At 70.7% G+C, this 20252-nt stretch carries 19 protein-coding genes, 1 tRNA gene and 1 pseudogene; 13 read left to right on the forward strand and 8 right to left on the reverse strand.

Annotation, left to right across the window (positions count from 1 at the left end; all coding sequences use genetic code 11):
• Positions 1 to 250: 250 nt before the first annotated feature.
• On the reverse strand, positions 251 to 1597 hold the full coding sequence (murA, locus tag ACLZOT_RS48480; RefSeq protein WP_416975717.1) for a UDP-N-acetylglucosamine 1-carboxyvinyltransferase: 1347 nt from the start codon (positions 1595 to 1597) through the stop codon (positions 251 to 253).
• A 300-nt stretch (positions 1598 to 1897) separates the two neighbouring features.
• Here murA and ACLZOT_RS48485 point away from each other — a divergent pair, with 300 nt between their 5' ends.
• From ACLZOT_RS48485 to ACLZOT_RS48520, 8 genes and pseudogenes are all read left to right on the forward strand, one after another.
• Entirely contained in the window at positions 1898 to 2470 is a 573-nt protein-coding gene (locus ACLZOT_RS48485) for a YqgE/AlgH family protein (RefSeq protein ID WP_416975718.1), read from the forward strand.
• Positions 2471 to 2499: 29 nt separating this feature from the next.
• On the forward strand, positions 2500 to 2787 hold the full coding sequence (locus ACLZOT_RS48490) for a DUF3039 domain-containing protein (RefSeq protein WP_416975719.1): 288 nt from the start codon (positions 2500 to 2502) through the stop codon (positions 2785 to 2787).
• Between the two features lie 357 nt (positions 2788 to 3144).
• Entirely contained in the window at positions 3145 to 4038 is an 894-nt protein-coding gene (locus ACLZOT_RS48495) for an FAD binding domain-containing protein (RefSeq protein ID WP_416975720.1), read from the forward strand.
• Positions 4035 to 5807 (forward strand): 2Fe-2S iron-sulfur cluster-binding protein, encoded by a 1773-nt coding sequence (locus ACLZOT_RS48500; RefSeq protein WP_416975721.1) that lies wholly within the window; start codon positions 4035 to 4037, stop codon positions 5805 to 5807. Before ACLZOT_RS48495 ends, ACLZOT_RS48500 begins: the two co-directional genes overlap by 4 nt.
• An 82-nt stretch (positions 5808 to 5889) precedes the next feature.
• Positions 5890 to 8202 (forward strand): xanthine dehydrogenase family protein molybdopterin-binding subunit, encoded by a 2313-nt coding sequence (locus tag ACLZOT_RS48505; protein ID WP_416975722.1) that lies wholly within the window; start codon positions 5890 to 5892, stop codon positions 8200 to 8202.
• Positions 8203 to 8232: 30 nt separating this feature from the next.
• Positions 8233 to 8696 (forward strand): annotated as a pseudogene (locus ACLZOT_RS48510) (phosphotransferase).
• A gap of 123 nt (positions 8697 to 8819) precedes the next feature.
• Positions 8820 to 9980, forward strand: coding sequence for an SUKH-4 family immunity protein (locus ACLZOT_RS48515; protein ID WP_416975723.1), 1161 nt, complete (start codon positions 8820 to 8822; stop codon positions 9978 to 9980).
• A gap of 31 nt (positions 9981 to 10011) precedes the next feature.
• A complete protein-coding gene (locus ACLZOT_RS48520; RefSeq protein ID WP_416975724.1) occupies positions 10012 to 11034 on the forward strand; it encodes an HNH endonuclease in 1023 nt (340 codons plus the stop codon).
• A gap of 54 nt (positions 11035 to 11088) precedes the next feature.
• Here the strand turns inward: ACLZOT_RS48520 and ACLZOT_RS48525 are convergent.
• Positions 11089 to 11160: transfer RNA gene (locus tag ACLZOT_RS48525), tRNA-Cys, on the reverse strand.
• Positions 11161 to 11327: 167 nt separating this feature from the next.
• Here ACLZOT_RS48525 and ACLZOT_RS48530 point away from each other — a divergent pair.
• The 5 genes from ACLZOT_RS48530 to ACLZOT_RS48550 all read left to right on the forward strand — a co-directional run bounded on the left by ACLZOT_RS48530 (position 11328) and on the right by ACLZOT_RS48550 (position 15715).
• On the forward strand, positions 11328 to 11522 hold the full coding sequence (locus ACLZOT_RS48530; protein ID WP_416975725.1) for a hypothetical protein: 195 nt from the start codon (positions 11328 to 11330) through the stop codon (positions 11520 to 11522).
• On the forward strand, positions 11519 to 11893 hold the full coding sequence (locus tag ACLZOT_RS48535) for a type II toxin-antitoxin system death-on-curing family toxin (RefSeq protein WP_416975726.1): 375 nt from the start codon (positions 11519 to 11521) through the stop codon (positions 11891 to 11893). Before ACLZOT_RS48530 ends, ACLZOT_RS48535 begins: the two co-directional genes overlap by 4 nt.
• A 160-nt stretch (positions 11894 to 12053) precedes the next feature.
• On the forward strand, positions 12054 to 13847 hold the full coding sequence (locus tag ACLZOT_RS48540) for a DEAD/DEAH box helicase (protein ID WP_416975727.1): 1794 nt from the start codon (positions 12054 to 12056) through the stop codon (positions 13845 to 13847).
• Positions 13848 to 14170: 323 nt separating this feature from the next.
• Entirely contained in the window at positions 14171 to 14812 is a 642-nt protein-coding gene (locus tag ACLZOT_RS48545) for an IclR family transcriptional regulator (protein ID WP_416975728.1), read from the forward strand.
• 111 nt (positions 14813 to 14923) lie between these two features.
• Positions 14924 to 15715 carry a PDZ domain-containing protein gene (locus ACLZOT_RS48550; protein WP_416975729.1) on the forward strand — a complete coding sequence of 264 codons (792 nt, stop codon included), beginning with the start codon at positions 14924 to 14926 and terminating at the stop codon, positions 15713 to 15715.
• On the opposite strand, the gene ACLZOT_RS48555 is transcribed toward ACLZOT_RS48550, so the two are convergent.
• The 6 genes from ACLZOT_RS48555 to ACLZOT_RS48580 all read right to left on the reverse strand — a co-directional run bounded on the left by ACLZOT_RS48555 (position 15705) and on the right by ACLZOT_RS48580 (position 20243).
• On the reverse strand, positions 15705 to 15899 hold the full coding sequence (locus ACLZOT_RS48555; RefSeq protein ID WP_416975730.1) for a hypothetical protein: 195 nt from the start codon (positions 15897 to 15899) through the stop codon (positions 15705 to 15707). The two genes, ACLZOT_RS48550 and ACLZOT_RS48555, sit on opposite strands and share 11 nt — an antisense overlap.
• Positions 15899 to 16492 (reverse strand): ArsR/SmtB family transcription factor, encoded by a 594-nt coding sequence (locus ACLZOT_RS48560; protein WP_416975731.1) that lies wholly within the window; start codon positions 16490 to 16492, stop codon positions 15899 to 15901. Before ACLZOT_RS48560 ends, ACLZOT_RS48555 begins: the two co-directional genes overlap by 1 nt.
• An 86-nt stretch (positions 16493 to 16578) precedes the next feature.
• A complete protein-coding gene (locus ACLZOT_RS48565) occupies positions 16579 to 17532 on the reverse strand; it encodes a glycine betaine ABC transporter substrate-binding protein (RefSeq protein WP_416975732.1) in 954 nt (317 codons plus the stop codon).
• Positions 17529 to 18374 (reverse strand): ABC transporter permease, encoded by an 846-nt coding sequence (locus ACLZOT_RS48570; RefSeq protein ID WP_416975733.1) that lies wholly within the window; start codon positions 18372 to 18374, stop codon positions 17529 to 17531. The genes ACLZOT_RS48565 and ACLZOT_RS48570 overlap by 4 nt, the downstream gene beginning before the upstream one ends.
• On the reverse strand, positions 18371 to 19603 hold the full coding sequence (locus ACLZOT_RS48575; RefSeq protein ID WP_416975734.1) for a betaine/proline/choline family ABC transporter ATP-binding protein: 1233 nt from the start codon (positions 19601 to 19603) through the stop codon (positions 18371 to 18373). The genes ACLZOT_RS48570 and ACLZOT_RS48575 overlap by 4 nt, the downstream gene beginning before the upstream one ends.
• Positions 19596 to 20243 (reverse strand): ABC transporter permease, encoded by a 648-nt coding sequence (locus ACLZOT_RS48580; protein WP_416975735.1) that lies wholly within the window; start codon positions 20241 to 20243, stop codon positions 19596 to 19598. Before ACLZOT_RS48580 ends, ACLZOT_RS48575 begins: the two co-directional genes overlap by 8 nt.
• Positions 20244 to 20252 lie beyond the last annotated feature (9 nt).

A 20252-nucleotide genomic window follows, 5' to 3' on the forward strand; every position in this document is an offset into this window, starting at 1 on the left:
GTACGGGGCGAGGGGAATGAACGCCCCCCACCGCCCCCGCCCCCCAAACACCACTGGGGGGGGCGGCCAGAGTGTCCCGGCGGCCCGCCCCAACGTCGTACCTGAGGACTTATTGACCCATCGCTTTGCCCGGGAGTTCGACCTTCGCGCCCAGCTCCATCAGTTTCTCCATGCTGTGCCTATCCGAGGGCTGACCCCCGGACCCCCAGCCGGAGCGGCGTCGCCCTGGACCGGCGCGCAGAGGCAGCGGTCAGCCCATCGCCTTGCCCGGGAGTTCGACCTTCGCGCCCAGCTCCATCAGTTTCTCCATGAAGTTCTCGTAGCCCCGGTTGATCAGGTCGATTCCGTGGACCCGGGACGTGCCCTCGGCCGCCAGGGCGGCGATGAGGTACGAGAAGCCGCCGCGGAGGTCGGGGATGACCAGGTCGGCGCCCTGGAGCTTGGTGGGGCCGGAGACGACCGCCGAGTGGAGGAAGTTGCGCTGGCCGAAGCGGCAGTCGGAACCGCCGAGGCACTCGCGGTAGAGCTGGATGTGCGCGCCCATCTGGTTGAGGGCGGAGGTGAAGCCGAGGCGGGACTCGTAGACCGTCTCGTGGATGATCGACAGGCCGGTGGCCTGCGTGAGGGCGACCACCAGGGGCTGCTGCCAGTCCGTCTGGAAGCCGGGGTGCACGTCCGTCTCCAGCGCGATGGACTTGAGCTGCCCGCCGGGGTGCCAGAAGCGGATGCCCTCGTCGTCGATCTGGAAGGCGCCGCCGACCTTCCGGTAGGTGTTGAGGAACGTCATCATGGACCGCTGCTGCGCGCCGCGGACGTAGATGTTCCCGTTGGTCGCGAGGGCCGCGGAAGCCCAGGAGGCGGCCTCCAGGCGGTCCGAGAGGGCCGCGTGGGTGTAGCCGCCGAGCTTGTCGACGCCGGTGATGCGGATCGTGCGGTCCGTGTCCATGGCGATGATCGCGCCCATCTTCTGCAGCACGCAGATGAGGTCCTCGATCTCGGGCTCGACGGCCGCGTTGGACAGCTCGGTGACGCCCTCGGCGAGGACGGCCGTCAGCAGCACCTGCTCGGTCGCGCCGACCGACGGGTACGGCAGCCGGATCTTCGTCCCGCGCAACCGCTGGGGCGCCTCCAGGTACTGCCCGTCCGCACGCTTCTCGATCGTCGCCCCGAACTGCCGCAGCACGTCGAAGTGGAAGTCGATCGGCCGCCCGCCGATGTCGCAGCCGCCGAGGCCGGGGATGAACGCGTGCCCGAGCCGGTGCAGCAGCGGACCGCAGAACAGGATCGGGATCCGGCTGGAGCCCGCGTGCGCGTCGATGTCGGCGACGTTCGCGCTCTCCACGTACGTCGGGTCCATCACCAGCTCGCCGGGCTCCTCTCCCGGACGGACCGTCACCCCGTGCAGTTGCAGCAGGCCGCGTACGACCCGCACGTCGCGGATGTCCGGAACGTTGCGCAGCCGACTCGGCTCGCTGCCCAGCAGCGCCGCCACCATGGCCTTCGGTACGAGGTTCTTCGCACCGCGGACACGGATCTCGCCCTCCAGCGGGGTACCGCCGTGGACTATCAGTACGTCGTCAGAGCCGTTGACGGTCATGTATCTCGCGTTCCGTGGAGTGGGGAAAGGGGTTCCGTGGTGTGGGGAAGGGGCCAGAAGGGAAAGGGTAATCGCCGTTCGGCCCCCTCCCGTAAGCCCCTGAGGCGCTCAGGACTGTCATAGCTGTGTCACAACACGATCGGTGTGGTGCCGGGTACTTGTGGTTACCGGTCGGTTTCCGGCGTCCCGCGCGCGTGTACGGCGCGTTTCGCACCCCGGGCCTGGTCTTACGCTCTCGGCCGATCCCCGCGCGCGGGATTGCCTCCCCACGGGGCGGGCGGATGCGGGATCATGTCTGCCATGACCGAGGTGTCCTCGCTCACAGGACGGCTGCTCGTGGCAACGCCCGCCCTGGCGGACCCGAACTTCGACCGTGCGGTGGTGCTCCTCCTCGACCACGACGAGGAGGGCTCCCTCGGTGTCGTCCTCAACCGTCCGACCCTCGTCGGCGTGGGCGACATCCTGGAGGGCTGGGCCGACCTCGCCGGGGAGCCCGGCGTCGTCTTCCAGGGCGGCCCCGTCTCCCTCGACTCGGCGCTCGGCGTCGCGGTGATCCCCGGCGGCGCCTCCGGCGAGCGCGCGCCGCTCGGCTGGCGGCGGGTGCACGGCGCGATCGGCCTCGTCGACCTGGAGGCGCCCCCCGAACTCCTCGCCGAGGCCCTCGGCTCGCTGCGGATCTTCGCCGGGTACTCCGGCTGGGGCCCTGGACAGCTGGAGGACGAGCTGGGGGACGGCGCCTGGTACGTCGTCGAGTCGGAGCCCGGCGACGTCTCCTCGCCGGCCCCCGAGAGACTCTGGCGCGAGGTGCTCCGGCGCCAGCGCAGCGACCTCGCGATGGTGGCCACGTACCCGGACGACCCTTCGCTCAACTGACGGGTGTGACCTTCAGTACCCTGGGGCCTATGAGCACTCTCCCCGAGCCCGAGCGCGGAACAGGTACGGGAACCCTCGTCGAGCCGACGCCGCAGGTGTCGCACGGCGACGGTGACCACGAGCGGTTCGCGCACTACGTCCAGAAGGACAAGATCATGGCGAGCGCCCTCGACGGGACGCCCGTCGTCGCGCTCTGCGGCAAGGTGTGGGTGCCCGGCCGCGACCCCAAGAAGTACCCGGTGTGCCCGATGTGCAAGGAGATCTACGAGTCCATGGGCTCCGGGGACGACAAGGGCGGCGACGGCGGCAAGAAGTAGCTCTCCGGTACTAGCTCACAGGTACTAGCTCTCCGGTACCAGCTCTCAGGTACTGCTGGAAGCCTCCGGCCACGCGCGTGTGCGTGTGCCGGAGGCTTTCGTGCGCTGCGGCGCTTGTAGGTATGTAGGGGGAGTAGGTATGTAGGGGGAAACCCGCACAGGGTCACCGAAGAGGGGCAATTCGAGCAGACGGGGAACCGCCGGGGAAAACGGGTCTGAGGTGGGCGAACGGCCCCAAGTGGACCCCTGTCCTCGGGTGTTGCGAACATGTGCCAGAGTTGCCACGTCCGCCCTGTCAGCACGTACCGTACGGCCAACAGGCGGGACCAGGTGGGCAGCGGGAAGGGGCAGCCGGTTTTGACCACGCACGCACCGCAGGCGGCGCAGTCCGTGACGCTGCCCACGACCCTGGACGAGGCCGTCGCGGCGCTCGCGGCGATGCCCACGGCCGTCCCCGTGGCGGGCGGCACCGACCTGATGGCCGCCGTCAACTCCGGCCAGCTCAGGCCCGCCGCCCTCGTCGGCCTCGGCCGTATCAGCGAGATCCGCGGCTGGCAGTACCAGGACGGCCACGCCCTCCTCGGCGCGGGCCTCACGCACGCGCGCATGGGACGCCCCGACTTCGCCGCCCTCATCCCCGCCCTCGCCGCCTCCGCGCGCGCGGCGGGCCCCCCGCAGATCCGCAACGCGGGCACCCTCGGCGGCAACATCGCCACCGCCGCCCCGACCGGCGACGCGCTGCCCGTCCTGGCCGCCCTGGAGGCCACCCTCGTCATCGCGGGCCGCAGCGGCGCGCGTCGCGAGATCCCCGTCTCCCACCTGCTGGCCGGCATGGAGATGCTGCGCGGCGGCGAACTCATCGGCTACGTGCGCGTGCCCCTGCTGCACGCCCCGCAGGTCTTCCTCAAGGCGACCGGCCGCACCGGCCCCGGCCGCGCCGTCGCCTCCGTCGCCCTCGTCCTCGACCCCGCCCGGCGCGGCGTGCGCTGCGCGGTCGGCGCCATCGCCCCGATGCCGCTGCGCCCGCTGGACGCCGAGGCGTGGGTCGCCCGGCTCATCGACTGGGACAACAACCGCCGGCTCGTCCCCGAGGCGCTCACCGCCTTCGGCGAGTACGTCGCCGCCGCCTGCATCCCCGACCCGGTCCCCGAGGTCGACGGCAGCGTCACCCCGCTGCCGCCCGCCGTACTGCACCTGCGGCGCACCGTCGCCGCGCTGGCCCGACGAGCACTGGGGAGGGCGCTGTCGTGACCGACGAGCAGCACCGTCAGGACCACGGCACGCCGCAGGGCGTCAGCCGCTGGGACCCGCTGCCCCAGGGCGACTACGACGACGGCGCGACCGCGTTCGTCAAGCTGCCCGAGGGCGGCGTCGACGCGCTCCTCGCGCGCGACAGCCCCCTCGCCGCACCCGGTCACGGCTACGTCCCGCCGCCGATAACGCCCGACACCTGGGCCGCCCCCACGGACGGCACGGAGTGGCCCGCGCCCACGCCCACCGCCACCGGTTCCGGGGACGACCGCTTCTACCCGCCCGCGCAGCAGCACACCGGCCAGTGGACCTACGAGGAGCCGCCGCCGGCCGCGCCCGCGCACGACGTGACCGGACAGTGGTCCATCCCCGTCGCCGGGGGCGATCTCCCGGACGAGTCCGGGGAGTTCACCGCGTCCGCGCTGGCCGGGCAGTGGGGCGGGGCGCCCCAGGCCCCCGGGGCCTGGACCGACACCGGGTGGGAGCAGCAGGGGCACGGAGCTGACCAGGCGGGCTCCGACGGGCGCGGGGTCGAACTCCCGGGCCTCTCCGGGTACTCGGACGGGCGCGGCACCGACTTCGCCGGGACCGACGGGCGTGGTGTCGGCTATCCGGAGGTCCACGAGCACTCCGAGCACTCCGAGGGTCGCGGCATCGACCTGACGGGCGGGCTCGCCGAAGGGGCTGTCGCCGGGGCGGAGTTCGGGCACGCGGGTGTGGCGGAGCACCTGGGCGAGGCGGACGCGGGGGCCGGTCCCGGTGAGGTCGTTGGTCATGCCCCTGCCGAGTCCGGGGCCGCCGCCGCTGCCATCAGCCGGCTGACGCTGGGGGCGGGGCAGAGGCTGGCGCCGGAGGGCGAGGCGGCCGCGGAGACCGGGGCTGTTCCTGACGCCGGGTCCGTCGAGGAGGGGCCCGAGGCCGAGGCGCTGGACGCCGGGTCCGCCGGAGAGGCCGTCGAACCGTCGTACGAGGCCCCGTCCGAGCCCGTGGAGGCCGCTGAGAGCGCCTCGGAGGGTGAGGGGGGTGTCTCGGGGGTCGAGAGTGCCGCCGAGGGCCTGGAAGAGGCTCAGGGGGACGCCGGGGTCGGCGGGACCGGGGAAGTCGGGGAGGCCGGGGAAGTCGCCCCGCCGCCCGGCGAGGAACACCCGCTCGCGTCGTACGTGTTGTCCGTCAACGGCGCCGACCGGCCCGTGACCGACGCGTGGATCGGCGAGTCCCTGCTGTACGTGCTGCGCGAACGGCTCGGCCTCGCGGGCGCCAAGGACGGCTGCTCGCAGGGCGAGTGCGGGGCCTGCAACGTCCAGGTGGACGGCCGGCTCGTCGCCTCCTGCCTGGTGCCCGCCGTGACCACCGCGAGCAGCGAGATCCGCACGGTCGAGGGGCTCGCCGAGGACGGCCGCCCCTCCGACGTCCAACGCGCGCTCGCGCGATGCGGCGCCGTCCAGTGCGGGTTCTGCGTCCCCGGCATGGCGATGACCGTGCACGACCTGCTGGAGGGCAACCCGGCGCCCACCGAGCTGGAGGCACGCCAGGCCCTGTGCGGCAACCTGTGCCGCTGCTCCGGCTACCGGGGCGTCCTGGACGCCGTCCAGGAGGTCGTCCAGGAACGTGAGGCCCTCGCCGCCGCCGAGGCTGAGTCGGACGGCGACGGGGCACGTATTCCGCATCAGGCGGGCCCGGGGTCCGGCGGGGCGCACCCGTCGGTCTTCGATACGGGGACCTTGGGAGGTCAGGGCCAGGTGTTCGGGCAGGACGGAGGCCAGGCGTGAACGAGCCGGTTCCGTACGGTGAGATGGGCGCGCGCGGGGTGTTCGTACCGCGTGTCGTGTCGCGGTGGATCGGAGGCCGGGTGTGACGCAGGACGCCGTCTCCGTGCCGCCGCCGATCGCGGCGGAGGCCGTACCCGTGCCCGAGGCGATCCCGCACGGCCTGGGATCCTCGCTGCACCCCGCCGACGCGCGCGCGAAGACCGAGGGGACCTTCCCCTACGCCGCCGACCTCTGGGCGGAGGGCCTCCTGTGGGCCGCCGTCCTGCGCTCGCCGCACCCCCGCGCGCGCGTGGTGTCCATCGACACCTCCCACGCGCGCGAGATGCCCGGCGTGCGCGCCGTCATCACCCACGAGGACGTCCCCGGCACCCCCCGGCACGGCCGGGGGGTCGTCGACCGTCCGGTGTTCGCCTCCGAGGTCGTACGCCACCACGGCGAGCCCCTCGCGGCCGTCGCCGCCGACCACCCCGACACCGCGCGGATGGCCGCCGCCGCCGTCATCGTCGAGTACGAGGTCCTCGACCCGGTCACCGACCCGGAGCAGGCGTTCGAGGCCGAGCCCCTGCACCCCGACGGCAACCTGATCCGGCACATCCCGCTGCGCCACGGCGACCCGGACGCGGTCGGCGAGGTCGTCGTCGAGGGCCAGTACCGTATCGGCCGCGCCGACCCCGCCCCGATCGGCGCCGAGGCCGGACTCGCCGTACCGCGCCCCGACGGCGGCGTGGAGCTGTACCTCGCCTCCACCGACCCGCACACCGACCGCGACACCGCCGCCGCCGTCTACGGGCTGCCCCCCGAGCGCGTCAAGATCGTCGTCACCGGCGTGCCCGGCGCGACCGCCGACCGCGAGGACCAGGGCTTCCAGCTGCCCCTCGGCCTGCTCGCGCTGAAGACCGGCTGCCCGGTCAAACTCACCGCCACGCGCGAGGAGTCGTTCCTCGGGCACGCCCACCGCCACCCCACGCTCCTGCGCTACCGCCACCACGCGGACGCCGAGGGCCGGCTCGTCAAGGTCGAGGCGCAGATCCTGCTCGACGCGGGCGCGTACGCGGACACGTCGTCCGAGGCGCTCGCCGCCGCCGTCTCCTTCGCGTGCGGGCCGTACGTCGTCCCGAACGCGTTCATCGAGGGGTGGGCCGTCCGCACCAACAACCCGCCCTCCGGGCACGTGCGCGGGGAGGGCGCGATGCAGGTCTGCGCCGCCTACGAGGCGCAGATGGACAAGCTCGCCAAGAAGCTCGGCGTCGACCCCGCGGAACTGCGCCTGCGCAACGCCATGGCGACGGGTGACGTCCTGCCCACCGGCCAGACCGTCACCTGCCCCGCGCCCGTCGCCGAGCTCCTCCAGGCCGTCCAGGAACACCCCCTCCCGGCGCTCCCCAAGGACACCCCCGAGGACGAGTGGCTCCTGCCCGGCGGCCTTGAGGGCGCGGGAGAGCCCGGCGCCGTCCGCCGCGGCGTCGGCTACGGCCTCGGCATGGTCCACATGCTCGGCGCGGAGGGCGCCGACGAGGTCTCCACGGCCACCGTCAAGGTCCAGGGCGGCGTCGCCACGGTCCTGTGCGCCGCCGTCGAGACTGGGCAGGGTTTCACCACGCTCGCGCGCCAGATCGTCCAGGAGACCCTGGGCATCGACGAGGTCCACGTGGCTCCCGTCGACACCGACCAGCCTCCCGCGGGCGCGGGCTGCCGCGGCCGGCACACCTGGGTCTCCGGGGGTGCCGTCGAACGCGCCGCGAAGATGGTCCGTACGCAGCTCCTCCAGCCCCTGGCGCACAAGTTCGGCATGTCCCACGAACTCCTCCAGATCACCGACGGGAAGATCACCTCCTACGACGGCGTGCTCTCCACCACCGTCGCCGAGGAACTCCACGGCAAGGAGCTGTGGGCCACCGCGCAGTGCCGCCCCCACCCCACCGAGCCGCTCGACGGCGCGGGGCAGGGCGACGCCTTCGTGGGGCTCGCGTTCTGCGCCGTGCGCGCGGTGGTCGACGTCGACATCGAGCTGGGGTCCGTACGGGTCGTCGAACTCGCCGTCGCCCAGGACGTCGGCCGGGTCCTGAACCCCGCGCAGCTGGCGGCGCGGATCGAGGCGGGCGTCACCCAGGGCGTCGGCATCGCCCTCACCGAGAACCTGCGCACCCCGCGCGGGCTCATCCGCCACCCCGACCTGACGGGCTACTCCCTGCCGACCTCCCTCGACGCACCCGACATCACCATCGTCAAACTCGTCGAGGAACGGGACGTCGTCGCCCCCTTCGGGGCGAAGGCGGTCAGCGCGGTGCCGGTGGTGACGTCCCCGGCAGCGATCGCGTCCGCCGTGCGCGCGGCCACGGGGCGGCCGGTGAACCGGTTGCCGATCCGGCCTCAGGCGGCGGTGGTGACGCAGTAGTTGCACGGGGTTGTGCTGATCACCGGCGTGATGGCTTCGGGGAAGCCGACGGTCGCGCAGGGGTTGGCGGGTCGGCTGCCGCGTGCGGCGCACGTGCGCGGGGATGTGTTCCGGCGGATGGTGGTGTCGGGGCGGGCTGACTATCTGCCTGAGGGTCCTGGGGGTGCGGCGGGCGGTTCCGGGGGTGCGCCTGGTGTCTCCGTCGAGGCTCGCGAGCAACTCCTCCTGCGGTACAGGCTGTCCGCCGCGACCGCCGACGCGTACGCCGACGCCGGGTTCACCGCGATCGTGCAGGACCGGACGCTGAGGCCGTGGCGGCACGGGAGGCCCGGCGGGCCAAGAGCGGGTACGGGGCCTGGTCCGTCGAGGAGTTGGACCGGTGGCTGCGGGAGCGTACGCCTCGCATCGGGCTGTGGCTGGACACCTCCGCCATGACGCCCGACGAGACCGCGGAGAAAATTCTCGCCGAGAGGCAACGTGCCGGGGTCGAGTGACGTCATTGCTGGTGGTGGGGCGTTGTCAGTGGGGCCGCGTAGTGTTCTGAGCAGTGGGGCGGCTCGGGGTGCGAGTGGGGCGTCCTGCCTGGTGAACGGCTTTTGTTCAGGTACGGGGGAGCGATGGGCAGCACGGCGGCGACGACGATCACCTTCACAGAAGACGCGCTGGACCCGTACGTCACGCATGCGCCGACCCGGCGCTGGCTGACCGGCCCCGGACTCCCCGGCGTGGGCGGCCTCGTGACCTTCGAGGCGTTGCGCCGGGACGGACTGCGGACGGTGGGGGACTCGACCGGCGACCCCGCGGGGATGCTGGACGCCGGCATCCGGGGCCAGCTGGTGATCGGCGGCCTGCTCGGCGCGCGCGGGGAGGAGACCGAGTCCGTCCTCCTCGACGGCGCGACAGGCGCGGTCTCCACGACGTACTTCCTCCACGACCGCCCCGACCTCATGGACCTCCGCCCCCTCGCCCCCTCCCTGGAGAAGCTGGTCCGCTTCGCCACGGCCGCGGACGAACTGGCGGCCCTGCGCGGGCAGTTCGCGTCCTACGCGGGCCGCTTCGGCGCACAGGCGGTCGCGGAGGCGACGAAGCACCTGCTGTCCCTGTACGAGGGCGAGACCGACGGCGAGGTCGCGCCGTACTGGAAGACGGTCGCCGTGATCCGCCCGCTCGCGCTGATCGCCGGACCCGGCACGGCCTCGGGCCTCGCGCTCGACCTCCCGCCCCGCCTCCTGGACGACGAGTACGGCCCCGGCGAGATCGTCCGCTTCGAGGAGATGGACTTCCCGCCCGCCCTCACCCACACCCCGACCCGTCACTTCCTCGCGCGGGCCGGCCTCCCCGAGGAGGCCGTCTGGTTCACCCTCGACACGGACGCCCCCCTGCGCACCCTCCCCGACTACTGCACGGACGAGGGCCACACCCACGAACTCCCGCCCCACGCCCCCCACTTGATCCGCCTGGGCTCCCTCCTGGAGGACACGAGCCTCGTCCTCGACGGCACCACCGGCGCGGTCCTCTCCTACACCTTTCCCGACCAGACCCTCCGCCCCCTCAACGCCGACATCTCCACCCTCGCCTTCACCTTCTGGCTCATCCACCGCGAACGCACCCTCGACGCCCTCCACGACCTCACCGTCATGTACGACCAGCTCACCGAGGCGATGAACCACACCCTCGCCGCGGTCGACCCCACAGCGGTCCTCCTCACAGAGGACGAGGACTGGCACTACTGGCCGGAGGTGTTCGGGGACGAGGCGGGGGGAGGGCTGTACGCGTAGGCCGGCACGAGCGGACCCGTAGGCTTTAGACATGGAAAAGGGAGCTATCTCGCGGGACGACGTTCTCAAGACCATGGAGGAATACGACGAGTTGGGGGGACCGGAGTTCCTCAAGCTGTACGGCTTCAGAGCCGCCAGGAAGTTCCTCATCCTGTATGAGGGGAAGGAGTATGACTCCAAAGCCATTGCGGCTGTAGCGCACAGGTATCAGCATGGCAGGCCCCTCACGTGGGATGAGCTGAGTGGCGGTGTAGGGCACGCCGTTGACTGGCTCAAGCGCGAAGGGTTCCAGATAGGTGTGTCCCGCAGTCCGAAGTGGACGCGCGACGAGTTGATCCTGGCCTGTGATGTTGTCGCGCGGAACGGTTGGCAGGGTCTGTCTGCCTCTGACGCGCGGATCGGGGAGTTGTCTGAGTTCCTTCAGCTTCTGGCAGCGTATCCACCGGAAGAGCGTGCGGCTGAGTATCGAAACCGAAACGGTGCCGCTTACAAGACACTCAACATCGCTAGCTTCCATCCCGACTACCAAGGTGCCCCGACGAACGGTGGGCGGCTGGACCGTGAGGTGTTGCAGGACTTCCTTGAACGGCCGGTAGAAATGGCACTGGCTGCGGAGCTACTGCGTGCAGGGTTGCGTTCCGGAGACCTGCAGCCTGCATCCTTCGAAGACGACGGTATCGACGATGAGGCCAGTGCCCCAGAGGGGCGTGTGCTTTACCGCCGCCACCGGACGCGCGAACGGAACAAAGCACTCCGCGCGAAAAAAATCACGGCTGTCCTCAAGAAGGGCGGCATCTTGGCCTGCGAGGTATGCGACTTCGACTTCGGTGCCTTCTACGGCGAGCGCGGCCAGGGATACATCGAATGCCACCACGTCATTCCACTTCACGAGGCAGGCGAAGGCACGACCAAACTCGCCGACCTGTCCCTGATCTGCTCCAACTGCCACCGCATGATCCACCGCCGAGCCCCCTGGCCCACCCCGCCAGAACTACGGGCGATGCTGCTGAGAGCCCAGGCCAGGACAGAACAGCAGACACTGCCGAGACGCTGAAGGGCGACACTCTCCGAAGAAGTGCCGCCCTTTATCCATCCTGGAAAGAACCAGAGGCCGTGGCGGGAATCGAACCCACGTAACTCGCTTTGCAGGCGAGCCCCTGAACCACTCGGGCACACGGCCAAGTTTCGGGGTTTCCCCCGGACTTCGTGAGAAAACCGTAGGGCGAGGTGGCCGAGGGGATCAAGGGCATGGGTGGTGCTGCAACGGGACTGCCACACGGCGTTCATGAACGGGGCGTGGGATAAGTCGGTCGCAGCGGTTGGCCTGCGCCTTTATCCTCGGCACCTATGAACCGGCTCAGCCTGCACCCCGACCTCCACCGCCCCCTTGAGGACCTTGCCGATGCCACTGGGCAGTCGGTGGAGGACGTCGTGGGGGAGGCCCTGCGGGGTCACCTCGCTCGTGAGGAGGCCCGGGTTCTCGATGTGGCCCGGCGGCTCGGGCAGGCGCATGCCGAGTTGTTGCGGAGGTTGGGGGAGTGAGCCGGTTCCTCACGGTCGGGGAGGTCGAGCAGGTGGCCCGTGTCGCGTTCGGCGGCAAGGCCCCCGAAGCCCGCGACCCCGGGCTGCTCGCGTCCGCCGTACACAGACCGCGCGCGAGGATGTTCGGGACCCCGGCGTACACGGATGTGTACGAGCAGGCCGCCGCGCTGCTGCACGCGCTCGCCGTGAATCACCCCCTCGTCGACGGCAACAAGCGCACCGCCTGGCTCGCGGCCGTGACGTTCCTCGGGGTCAACGGGGTCGGGATGGACGCGTGTGACCAGGACGCGGCGTATGCGCTGGTCGTGGACGTGGCGGCGGGGGCGGAGGGGGATGTGACGGTGATCGCGGGGCGGCTGAGGGGGCTGTGACGTGGGTCCCAACCGGGGTGCGGGTGGGCTTGTCCGGGCGGCTCAGGACACCCCGCGCCGGTAGGGTGGCCCGGTTGTCATACGTAGCCGAGAAGCCAGGGATCCGGCAGCTTCGTACCGGAAGCCCGGCCCCCGAGACCCACCCCCCGAACCGGAGACCGTGACTACCACCGCCTCTTCCCCCTCCCATCACCTCTCTCCCGCCTTCCCGGGCCGCGCGCCCTGGGGCACCGCGAGCAAGCTGCGGGCCTGGCAGCAGGGGGCGATGGAGAAGTACATCCAGGAACAGCCGAGGGATTTCCTCGCCGTCGCGACACCCGGCGCCGGCAAGACGACGTTCGCGCTGACGCTGGCGTCCTGGCTGCTGCACCACCACGTCGTCCAGCAGGTGACGGTCGTCGCGCCGACGGAGCACCTGAAGAAGCAGTGGGCGGACGCGGCGGCGCGCGTCGGGATCAAGCTGGACCCGGAGTACAGCGCGGGCCCGCTCAGCAAGGAGTACGACGGGGTCGCCGTGACGTACGCGGGTGTCGGCGTCCGCCCGATGCTGCACCGCAACCGCAGCGAGCAGCGCAAGACGCTGGTGATCCTGGACGAGATCCACCACGCGGGCGACTCGAAGTCGTGGGGCGAGGCGTGCCTGGAGGCGTTCGAACCGGCGACGAGGCGGCTCGCGCTGACGGGTACCCCGTTCCGCTCGGACACGAACCCGATCCCGTTCGTGACGTACGAGGAGGGCACGGACGGCATCCGCCGCTCCTCGGCGGACTACACGTACGGCTACGGCTCGGCGCTCGCCGACCACGTCGTGCGCCCGGTGATCTTCCTGTCGTACAGCGGCAACATGCGCTGGCGCACGAAGGCGGGCGACGAGATCGCGGCCCGCCTCGGCGAGCCGATGACGAAGGACGCGGTCAGCCAGGCGTGGCGTACGGCGCTGGATCCGCGCGGCGAGTGGATGCCGAGCGTGCTGCGCGCGGCGGACCAGCGGCTGACGGAGGTCAGGAAGGCGATCCCGGACGCGGGCGCGCTGGTCATCGCCACGGACCAGGACTCGGCGCGCGCGTACGCGAAGCTGATCCGCGAGCTGACCGGTACGAAGGCGACGGTCGTCCTCTCCGACGACACCGGCGCCTCCAAGCGCATCGACGACTTCTCCGCGAGCACCGACCGCTGGATGGTCGCCGTCCGGATGGTGTCCGAGGGCGTCGACGTCCCGCGCCTCGCGGTCGGCGTGTACGCGACGACCATCTCGACGCCGCTGTTCTTCGCGCAGGCCGTCGGCCGCTTCGTACGCTCCCGGCGGCGCGGCGAGACCGCGTCCGTGTTCCTGCCGACCGTGCCCGACCTGCTGACCTTCGCCAACGAGATGGAGGTCGAGCGCGACCACGCCCTCGACAAGCCCAAGAAGGGCGGCGAGGAGGACCCGTACGCGGAGGAGGACAAGCTCCTCGCGGAGGCGGAGAAGCAGCAGGACGAGGACACCGGCGAGCAGGAGGAGTTCAAGTTCGAGGCGCTGGAGTCGGAGGCCGTCTTCGACCGGGTCATGTACAACGGCGCCGAGTTCGGCATGCAGGCGCACCCGGGCAGCGAGGAGGAGCAGGACTATCTGGGCATCCCCGGGCTCCTCGAACCCGACCAGGTCCAGCTTCTGCTGCAGAAACGCCAGGCCAAGCAGATCGCGCACAGCAAGAAGCGGCCGGACTCCGAGGCCGACCTCCTCGAACTGCCCGCCGAGCGGCGGCCCGTCATGTCCCACAAGGAGATGATGGAGCTGCGCAAACAGCTCAACACGATGGTCAGCGCGTACGTCCACCAGAGCGGCAAGCCGCATGGCGTGATCCACACCGAGCTGCGGCGCGTGTGCGGGGGGCCGCCGAGCGCCGAGGCGACCGGGGGGCAGTTGCGGCAGCGCATCGCGAAGGTCCAGGAGTGGGCCACGCGCATGAAGTGACGTACCGGGCCCGGTGGGGTGCGGGGCCGGTGGGACCCCTGGGGAAGGGGGTCCCGCGTATCCGGACATTTGCAGGTAGTCCATACCGGCCAATGACCGGATTCTGGACGGAGTCTTCCGCTCAGCGAACCCTCCCCGTTACTGTCCCGCTACGCACACGCCCTGTGGCAGTGCCGCCGCAGAGCGCAGCCGTGTAGCGAACGGGCCCGGGAACCGCCGGGCCCGGCTGCCGATCGCGGCCTCTGCGGCGCGTCAGCGACGGGACTCGATGACGCGGTCGCCGTACGGGGGCCGCGCGTCATCACCCTTAAGGAGTGGGCGTCGTGACCGCGGAGACCTCCCAGACGCTCGATCGGGGACTCAGGGTTCTGAAGCTGCTGGCCGACACGGATCATGGGCTGACCGTGACGGAGCTGTCCAACAAGCTGGGCGTCAACCGGACCGTCGTGTACCGGTTGCTGGCGACGCTGGAGCAGCACGCGCTGGTCCGGCGGGACCTCGGGGGGCGGGCCCGGGTGGGGCTCGGGGTGCTGCGGCTCGGGCGGCAGGTGCATCCGCTGGTACGGGAAGCGGCGTTGCCCGCGCTGCGGTCGCTGGCGGAGGACATCGGGGCGACGGCTCATCTGACGCTGGTGGACGGGGCGGACGCGTTGGCGGTCGCTGTGGTGGAGCCGACGTGGACGGATTATCACGTCGCCTATCGGGCGGGGTTCCGGCATCCGCTGGACCGGGGGGCCGCGGGGATGGCGATACTCGCCGGGCGGCGGAAGGGGGGCGGAGAGCCGGGGTTCTGTCTGATGCAGGGGGAGCTTGAGGTGGGGGCGAGCGGGGCTGCCGCGCCGTTGCTGGGGGTTACGGGGGTGGAGGGGAGTGTGGGGGTCGTGATGCTGGCGGACGCGGTGCCGGAGCGGGTGGGGCCTCGGGTCGTCGATGCGGCTCGGGAAGTGGCGGAGGCGCTGAGGTAGGGGGTACTTCAGAGGTAGCCCTGAGGTAGGGGGTACTCCAGAGGTACTCCCGAGGTACTCCCGAGGTAGGGGGTACCCCAGGGGTACATCCCGCCACGTTAGATTTGTGGCGTGCTCTCTCGTCTCACGCGTATCCAGGCCGTTGCTGTCTGTGGCGTTCCCCTCGCGGCGTTGCTCGGTGTCGCTCTCTTCGCGCCCCTGCCGTTCGCCATCGCTCAGCCGGGGATGACCGCCGACGTGCTGGGCGAGAACAAGGGGGAGCCGGTCATCACCGTCTCCGGGGCGCCGGTGCGCAAGACGTCCGGGCAGTTGCGGATGACGACCATCGTCGCCACCGGGCCCGACACCGACGTGTCCCTGAGCGACGTCGTCGACGGGTGGTTCCGTACGGATTCCGCCGTCATGCCCCGTGACTCCGTCTATCCCAGCGGGGATTCCGTCAAGGAGATCGAGCAGCACAACACGCAGCAGATGGAGCAGTCCCAGGACGCCGCGACCGAGGCCGCGCTCACGTATCTGGGGAAGTCGTCCAAGGACGTCAAGGTGAGCCTGAAGCTGTCCGACGTGGGCGGGCCCAGCGCGGGGTTGCTGTTCACATTGGGGATCATCGACAAGCTGGACGGGAACGGCAGCGGGGGTGACCTCACCGGGGGCCGGGTGATCGCCGGGACCGGGACGATCGAGGCGGACGGCCGGGTCGGCGCCGTCGGCGGGGTCGCGCTGAAGACGCAGGCCGCGCGGAGGGACGGGGCGACGGTGTTCCTCGTCCCCAAGGACGAGTGCGCGGACGCGAAGTCGGAACTGCCGGCGGGGCTGAGGCTGATCCCGGTGACGGACCTGAAGGGGACGGTGGGGGCGCTGAAGGCGCTGGGGTCGGGGAAGGGCGGCGTGCCTAGCTGCTGATCGCGGGGCGGGGGAGGGGGCGGGGGTGGGCGGCGAGACGGAGGCCGAGTTCTACGAGGGTCCAGCCGAGGCGGACTCTTAAGGCGGGGGTGGGGGTGTGGGCGGGGTGGTGGGTGGTGGCTTGGGCTTGGAGTTCGGCGGTGCGTTGGTGGTGGAGGGGGAGGTGGAGGTCAGGGTGGTACATCAGAGGGCCTTTCGGGGGGAGGCTATGGGGAAGACGTGGCTGTGGATACGGACCTCTTCGGAGTCCGGGGTGCCGTCGGGGACGCTGCGGGAGCGGAACCGTTCGAGCAGGGCGTGGACCTCCTCGATGAGTTCGGCGCTCAGAGCCGGCGTCAGATGGAAGGTGAAGTCGCTGATGTCCGAGGCCCGTTGCCACTCGTCGGACCAGTCGTGGACGGTGCCGATGTAGGTCGAGAGCTCCTGGGAGTGGATGGTCGCGACCTCGTGCCGGAACGTGCTGAGGGCTCCCTGCACGTCAGGGCTCGGGTCGTTGAGCAGGGACTCGTCCAGCCGTACGCCCTGATGCGCGGCCTTCCACCAGCGCTCGCGCCCCTTGCCGTACTCAGGAGCGTCCTCGACGAAGCCGTACTCGGCGAGCTGGCGGAGGTGGTAGCTGGTCGCTCCGCTGGACTCGCCCAGTTTCTCGGCGAGTTGGGACGCGGTGGCGGGACCGCCGCGCCGTAGGGCGGACAGCAGGCGCATACGGAGGGGGTGGGCCAGGCCGCGCAGTGTACGGGCGTTGAGGTCATGGAGGGGAAAGCTCGGGTCGTCCATGGATGCAAAGGTAGTGTTGCAAAGGAATCTATGCAAGGGCTTTTTTGCAACGAACCCTTTGTAACTCCACCCGGCGTCCCCTCACCTCACTTCACGAACCCCTGCCCCTTCATCCACTCCAGCGCCACCTGATGCGGATCCTCCCCGTCGACATCCACCTTCGCGTTCAGCTCCTGCGCCACCGCGTTGTTCAGCCGGGCCGAGATCGGGTCCAACACCTCGGCGATCGCAGGCCACTTCTTGAACGCCTTGGAGTTGATCTCGGGCGCCGCGTTGTAGTTGGGGAAGAAGTGCCGGTCGTCCTCCATGACGACGAGGTCCATCGCCTTGATGCGCCCGTCGGTCGTGTACACCTCGCCGTACGTGCAGTGCCCCTTCTCGGTCTGCGTGTAGATGATCCCGGAGTCCATCTGCGTGATCCGGGACGACGGCACACTCATCCCGTACGCCTTCTGCATCCCCGGCAACCCGTCGGCCCGGTTCGCGAACTCGCTCTCGACGCACAGGGACACGGCCTTGGGGTCGGACTTGGAGAGCGCGGCGACCTGCGACAGCGTCTTGGTGCCGTACTTCTCGTAGGCCGAACGGTTCATGGCGAGCGCGTACGTGTTGTTGACCTGCGAAGGGGGCAGCCAGGTCAGCCCGTTGCGGGCATCGGCCTTGCGGACGGCCTCCCACTGGGCCAGCGGATCGGCGATGGGCTTGCTGTTGCCGAGGTAGGTGATCCACGCGGTCCCGGTGTACTCGTACATCCCGTCCGCGTCGCCCTTCTTGACGGCCTCGCGCGCCCCGATGGACCCCTGGATCCCGGTCCGGTCGAGGACGTCCGCGCCGGCGGCCTGGAAGGCGATGCCCATCATCGCGCCGAGGATGAGGTTCTCGGTGAAGGACTTCGAAGTCACTGTCAGATCAGCGCCCTTGAGGGGCTTGCCCCGCCCGATCGTGCCGGGTTCGACGTCGTCGACCATGGGGGAGCCGGACGTCAGCCCGCAGGCCGACAGCAGCGCCGCCGACAGCAGAACACACAGCCCGCGTCTCATCGTCCCGTCTCCAATCCCCGTGGCCGCAACAGGAGTTCGGCGATGGACGCCAGCCAGTCCACGAGCAGCGCGAGCGCCACCGTGAGGATCGAGCCCAACACCAGTACGGGCATACGCTGGTTGGTGATCCCGGCGGTGATCAGCACCCCGAGCCCGCCGCCCCCGCCGAACGTCGCGAGCGCGGCCGTACCGACGTTGAGGACGAGCGCGGTCCGCACGCCCGCGAGGATCAGCGGTACGGCGAGGGGGAGTTCGACGCGGGTGAGGACGCCGAGGGGGGACATGCCGATGCCGCGCGCGGCCTCCAGGAGGGTCGGGTCGTTCGCGCGCAGCCCGGCGATCGTGTTGGAGAGGACCGGCAGGACGGCGTACGCGATGATGCCGATCAGCGCGGCCTTCTCGCCGATGCCGAGCCAGATCACGAGGAGCGCCAACAGGCCGATGGCCGGGGTGGCTTGGCCGATGTTGGCGATCGCCATGACGACGGGCGCGGCCCTGCGCAGCGCGCCGCGGGTGAGCAGGACGCCGAGCGGGATGGCGATGACGAGCACGAAGAACGTGGAGATCGCGGTGAGTCGGACGTGCTGCCACAGCGCCTTGGAGACCTGGCCGCCCGAGAGCGCGTTCTCGGAGATCGGGTCCAGGTCGGCCTGCTGGAACCAGAGCCAGGTGCCGAGCAGGAGGGCGACGAGGAAGCCGGGCAGGACGGTCAACTTGGGCCAGCTGACGCGGGGTTGGGCCGCACCGGACGCGGGCGCCCCGGGACCGGCGTCGGTGTCGATGCCGGTCTCGGCTCCGGGCTCAGCCCCGGCCTCGCGGGAGCCCGCCTCGGGAGTGCTCACGCCTTCACCTCCCCGCCGCCGCCCTCCTGCTCGGCGTGCGTCCGCTCCGCCCGCGTCTCCTCCAGCTCGTGCTGGTGCTCCATCGCGTCGAGCCGGTCGGCCTCCAGGAGTTCGTGCACGGAGTTCATCAGCGTCTCCATGTCGACGACACCCGTGTACTCCCCGCGCCGCCCGGTGACGGCGGTCCGCCCCGAACTGTCGGTGAGGACGGCCTCCAGCGCGTCCCGCAGCGTCGCGTCCCGCGTGACCGTGTCGTTGACGAGCGTCCCGGCCCGCGCGAGCGACCCCTTCGCGCGCATCAAGTCCCCGCGCCGCAGCCACTTGTAGGGCCGGCCGCGCTTGTCGAGGAGGAGGATCTCGTTGGTCCCGCTGTCGCGCAGCTTGTTGAAAATCACCTGGAGCGGGTCGTCGACGGTGACCGTCGGATAGTCGGTGATCGGCACGTCCCGTACGCGCGTGAGGTTGAGCCGCTTGAGCGCCGCACCGGCGCCGACGAACCCGGACACGAAGTCGTCGGCGGGGTTGGTGAGGATCGCCTCCGGCGTGTCGAACTGCGCGATGTGGGACCGCTCGCGCAGCACCGCGATCCGGTCGCCGAGCTTGATCGCCTCGTCGAAGTCGTGGGTCACGAAGACGATCGTCTTGTGCAACTCGTGCTGGAGCCGGATGAGTTCGTCCTGAAGGTGGTCGCGGGTGATGGGGTCGACCGCGCCGAACGGCTCGTCCATCAGCAGGACCGGCGGATCGGCCGCCAACGCCCGTGCCACGCCCACGCGTTGCTGCTGTCCGCCGGACAACTGCCGTGGATAGCGCCCGTGGAACTCGCCCGGGTCGAGCCCGACGAGGTCGAGCATCTCCTCGACCCGCGCCTTGATCCGGCCCTTCGGCCAGCCCACCATTTTCGGTACCAGCGCGATGTTCTGAGCGACCGTCAGGTGTGGGAAGAGGCCGGACGACTGGATCGCGTACCCGACCTTGCGGCGCAGCTTCACCGGGTCGATGTCGGTGACGTCCTCGCCGCCGATCCGGATCCGCCCGCCGGACGGCTCGATCAGCCGGTTGATCATCTTCAGCGTCGTCGACTTCCCGCAGCCGGAGGGGCCGACGAAGATGACCGTCTCGCCCGCCTTGATCTCCATGTTCACGTTGTCGACGGACGGGTTGGGGTTGCCCGGATAGCGTTTGGAGAGGTTCTCCAGCTCGATCGAGGCACCCAAGGATTCAGACACGGATCCCCCTCGGAATCGTGAGCCGCCCGACGACGACGTACGCGGCGTCGAACAGCAGCGCCAGGACGACGATCCCGAGCGTGCCGGCGAGGACCTGGTTGAGCGCGTTCTTGCTGCCGAGGGAGGCGATCCCCCGGAAGATCTCGTTGCCGAGCCCCGGACCCGAGGCGTACGCGGCGATCGCGGCGATGCCCATCAGCATCTGCGTCGCGACCCGGATCCCGGTCAGGATCGGCGGCCAGGCGAGCGGCAGCTCGACCTTCACCAGCCGGGCCGGCCGGGACATGCCGATGCCCTTCGCGGCGTCCACCAGCGAGGGGTCCACCCCACGGAGTCCGACGATGGAGTTACGCACGACGGGGAGCAGCCCGTACAACGTGAGAGCTACGACCGTGGGGGGTACCCCCAGTCCCACCACGGGGACGAGCAGGCCGATCATGGCGAGCGAGGGGATCGTCAGAATGGTCGCCGTCGCGCTGGTCGCGAGGTTGCCCGCCCACTCGCTGCGGTAGGTGAGCACCCCGATCAGGACCCCGATGACGGTGGCGAGCAGCATGCACTGGAAGACCGCGCTGGCGTGCTGCAACGCGTCGGTCAGCAGTTGCTGATGCCGGTTGTCGAGGTACTCCCAGAAGCTCACGCACGTTCA

Source organism: Streptomyces sp. 4F14 (assembly GCF_048159485.1).
GTDB lineage: Bacteria > Actinomycetota > Actinomycetes > Streptomycetales > Streptomycetaceae > Streptomyces.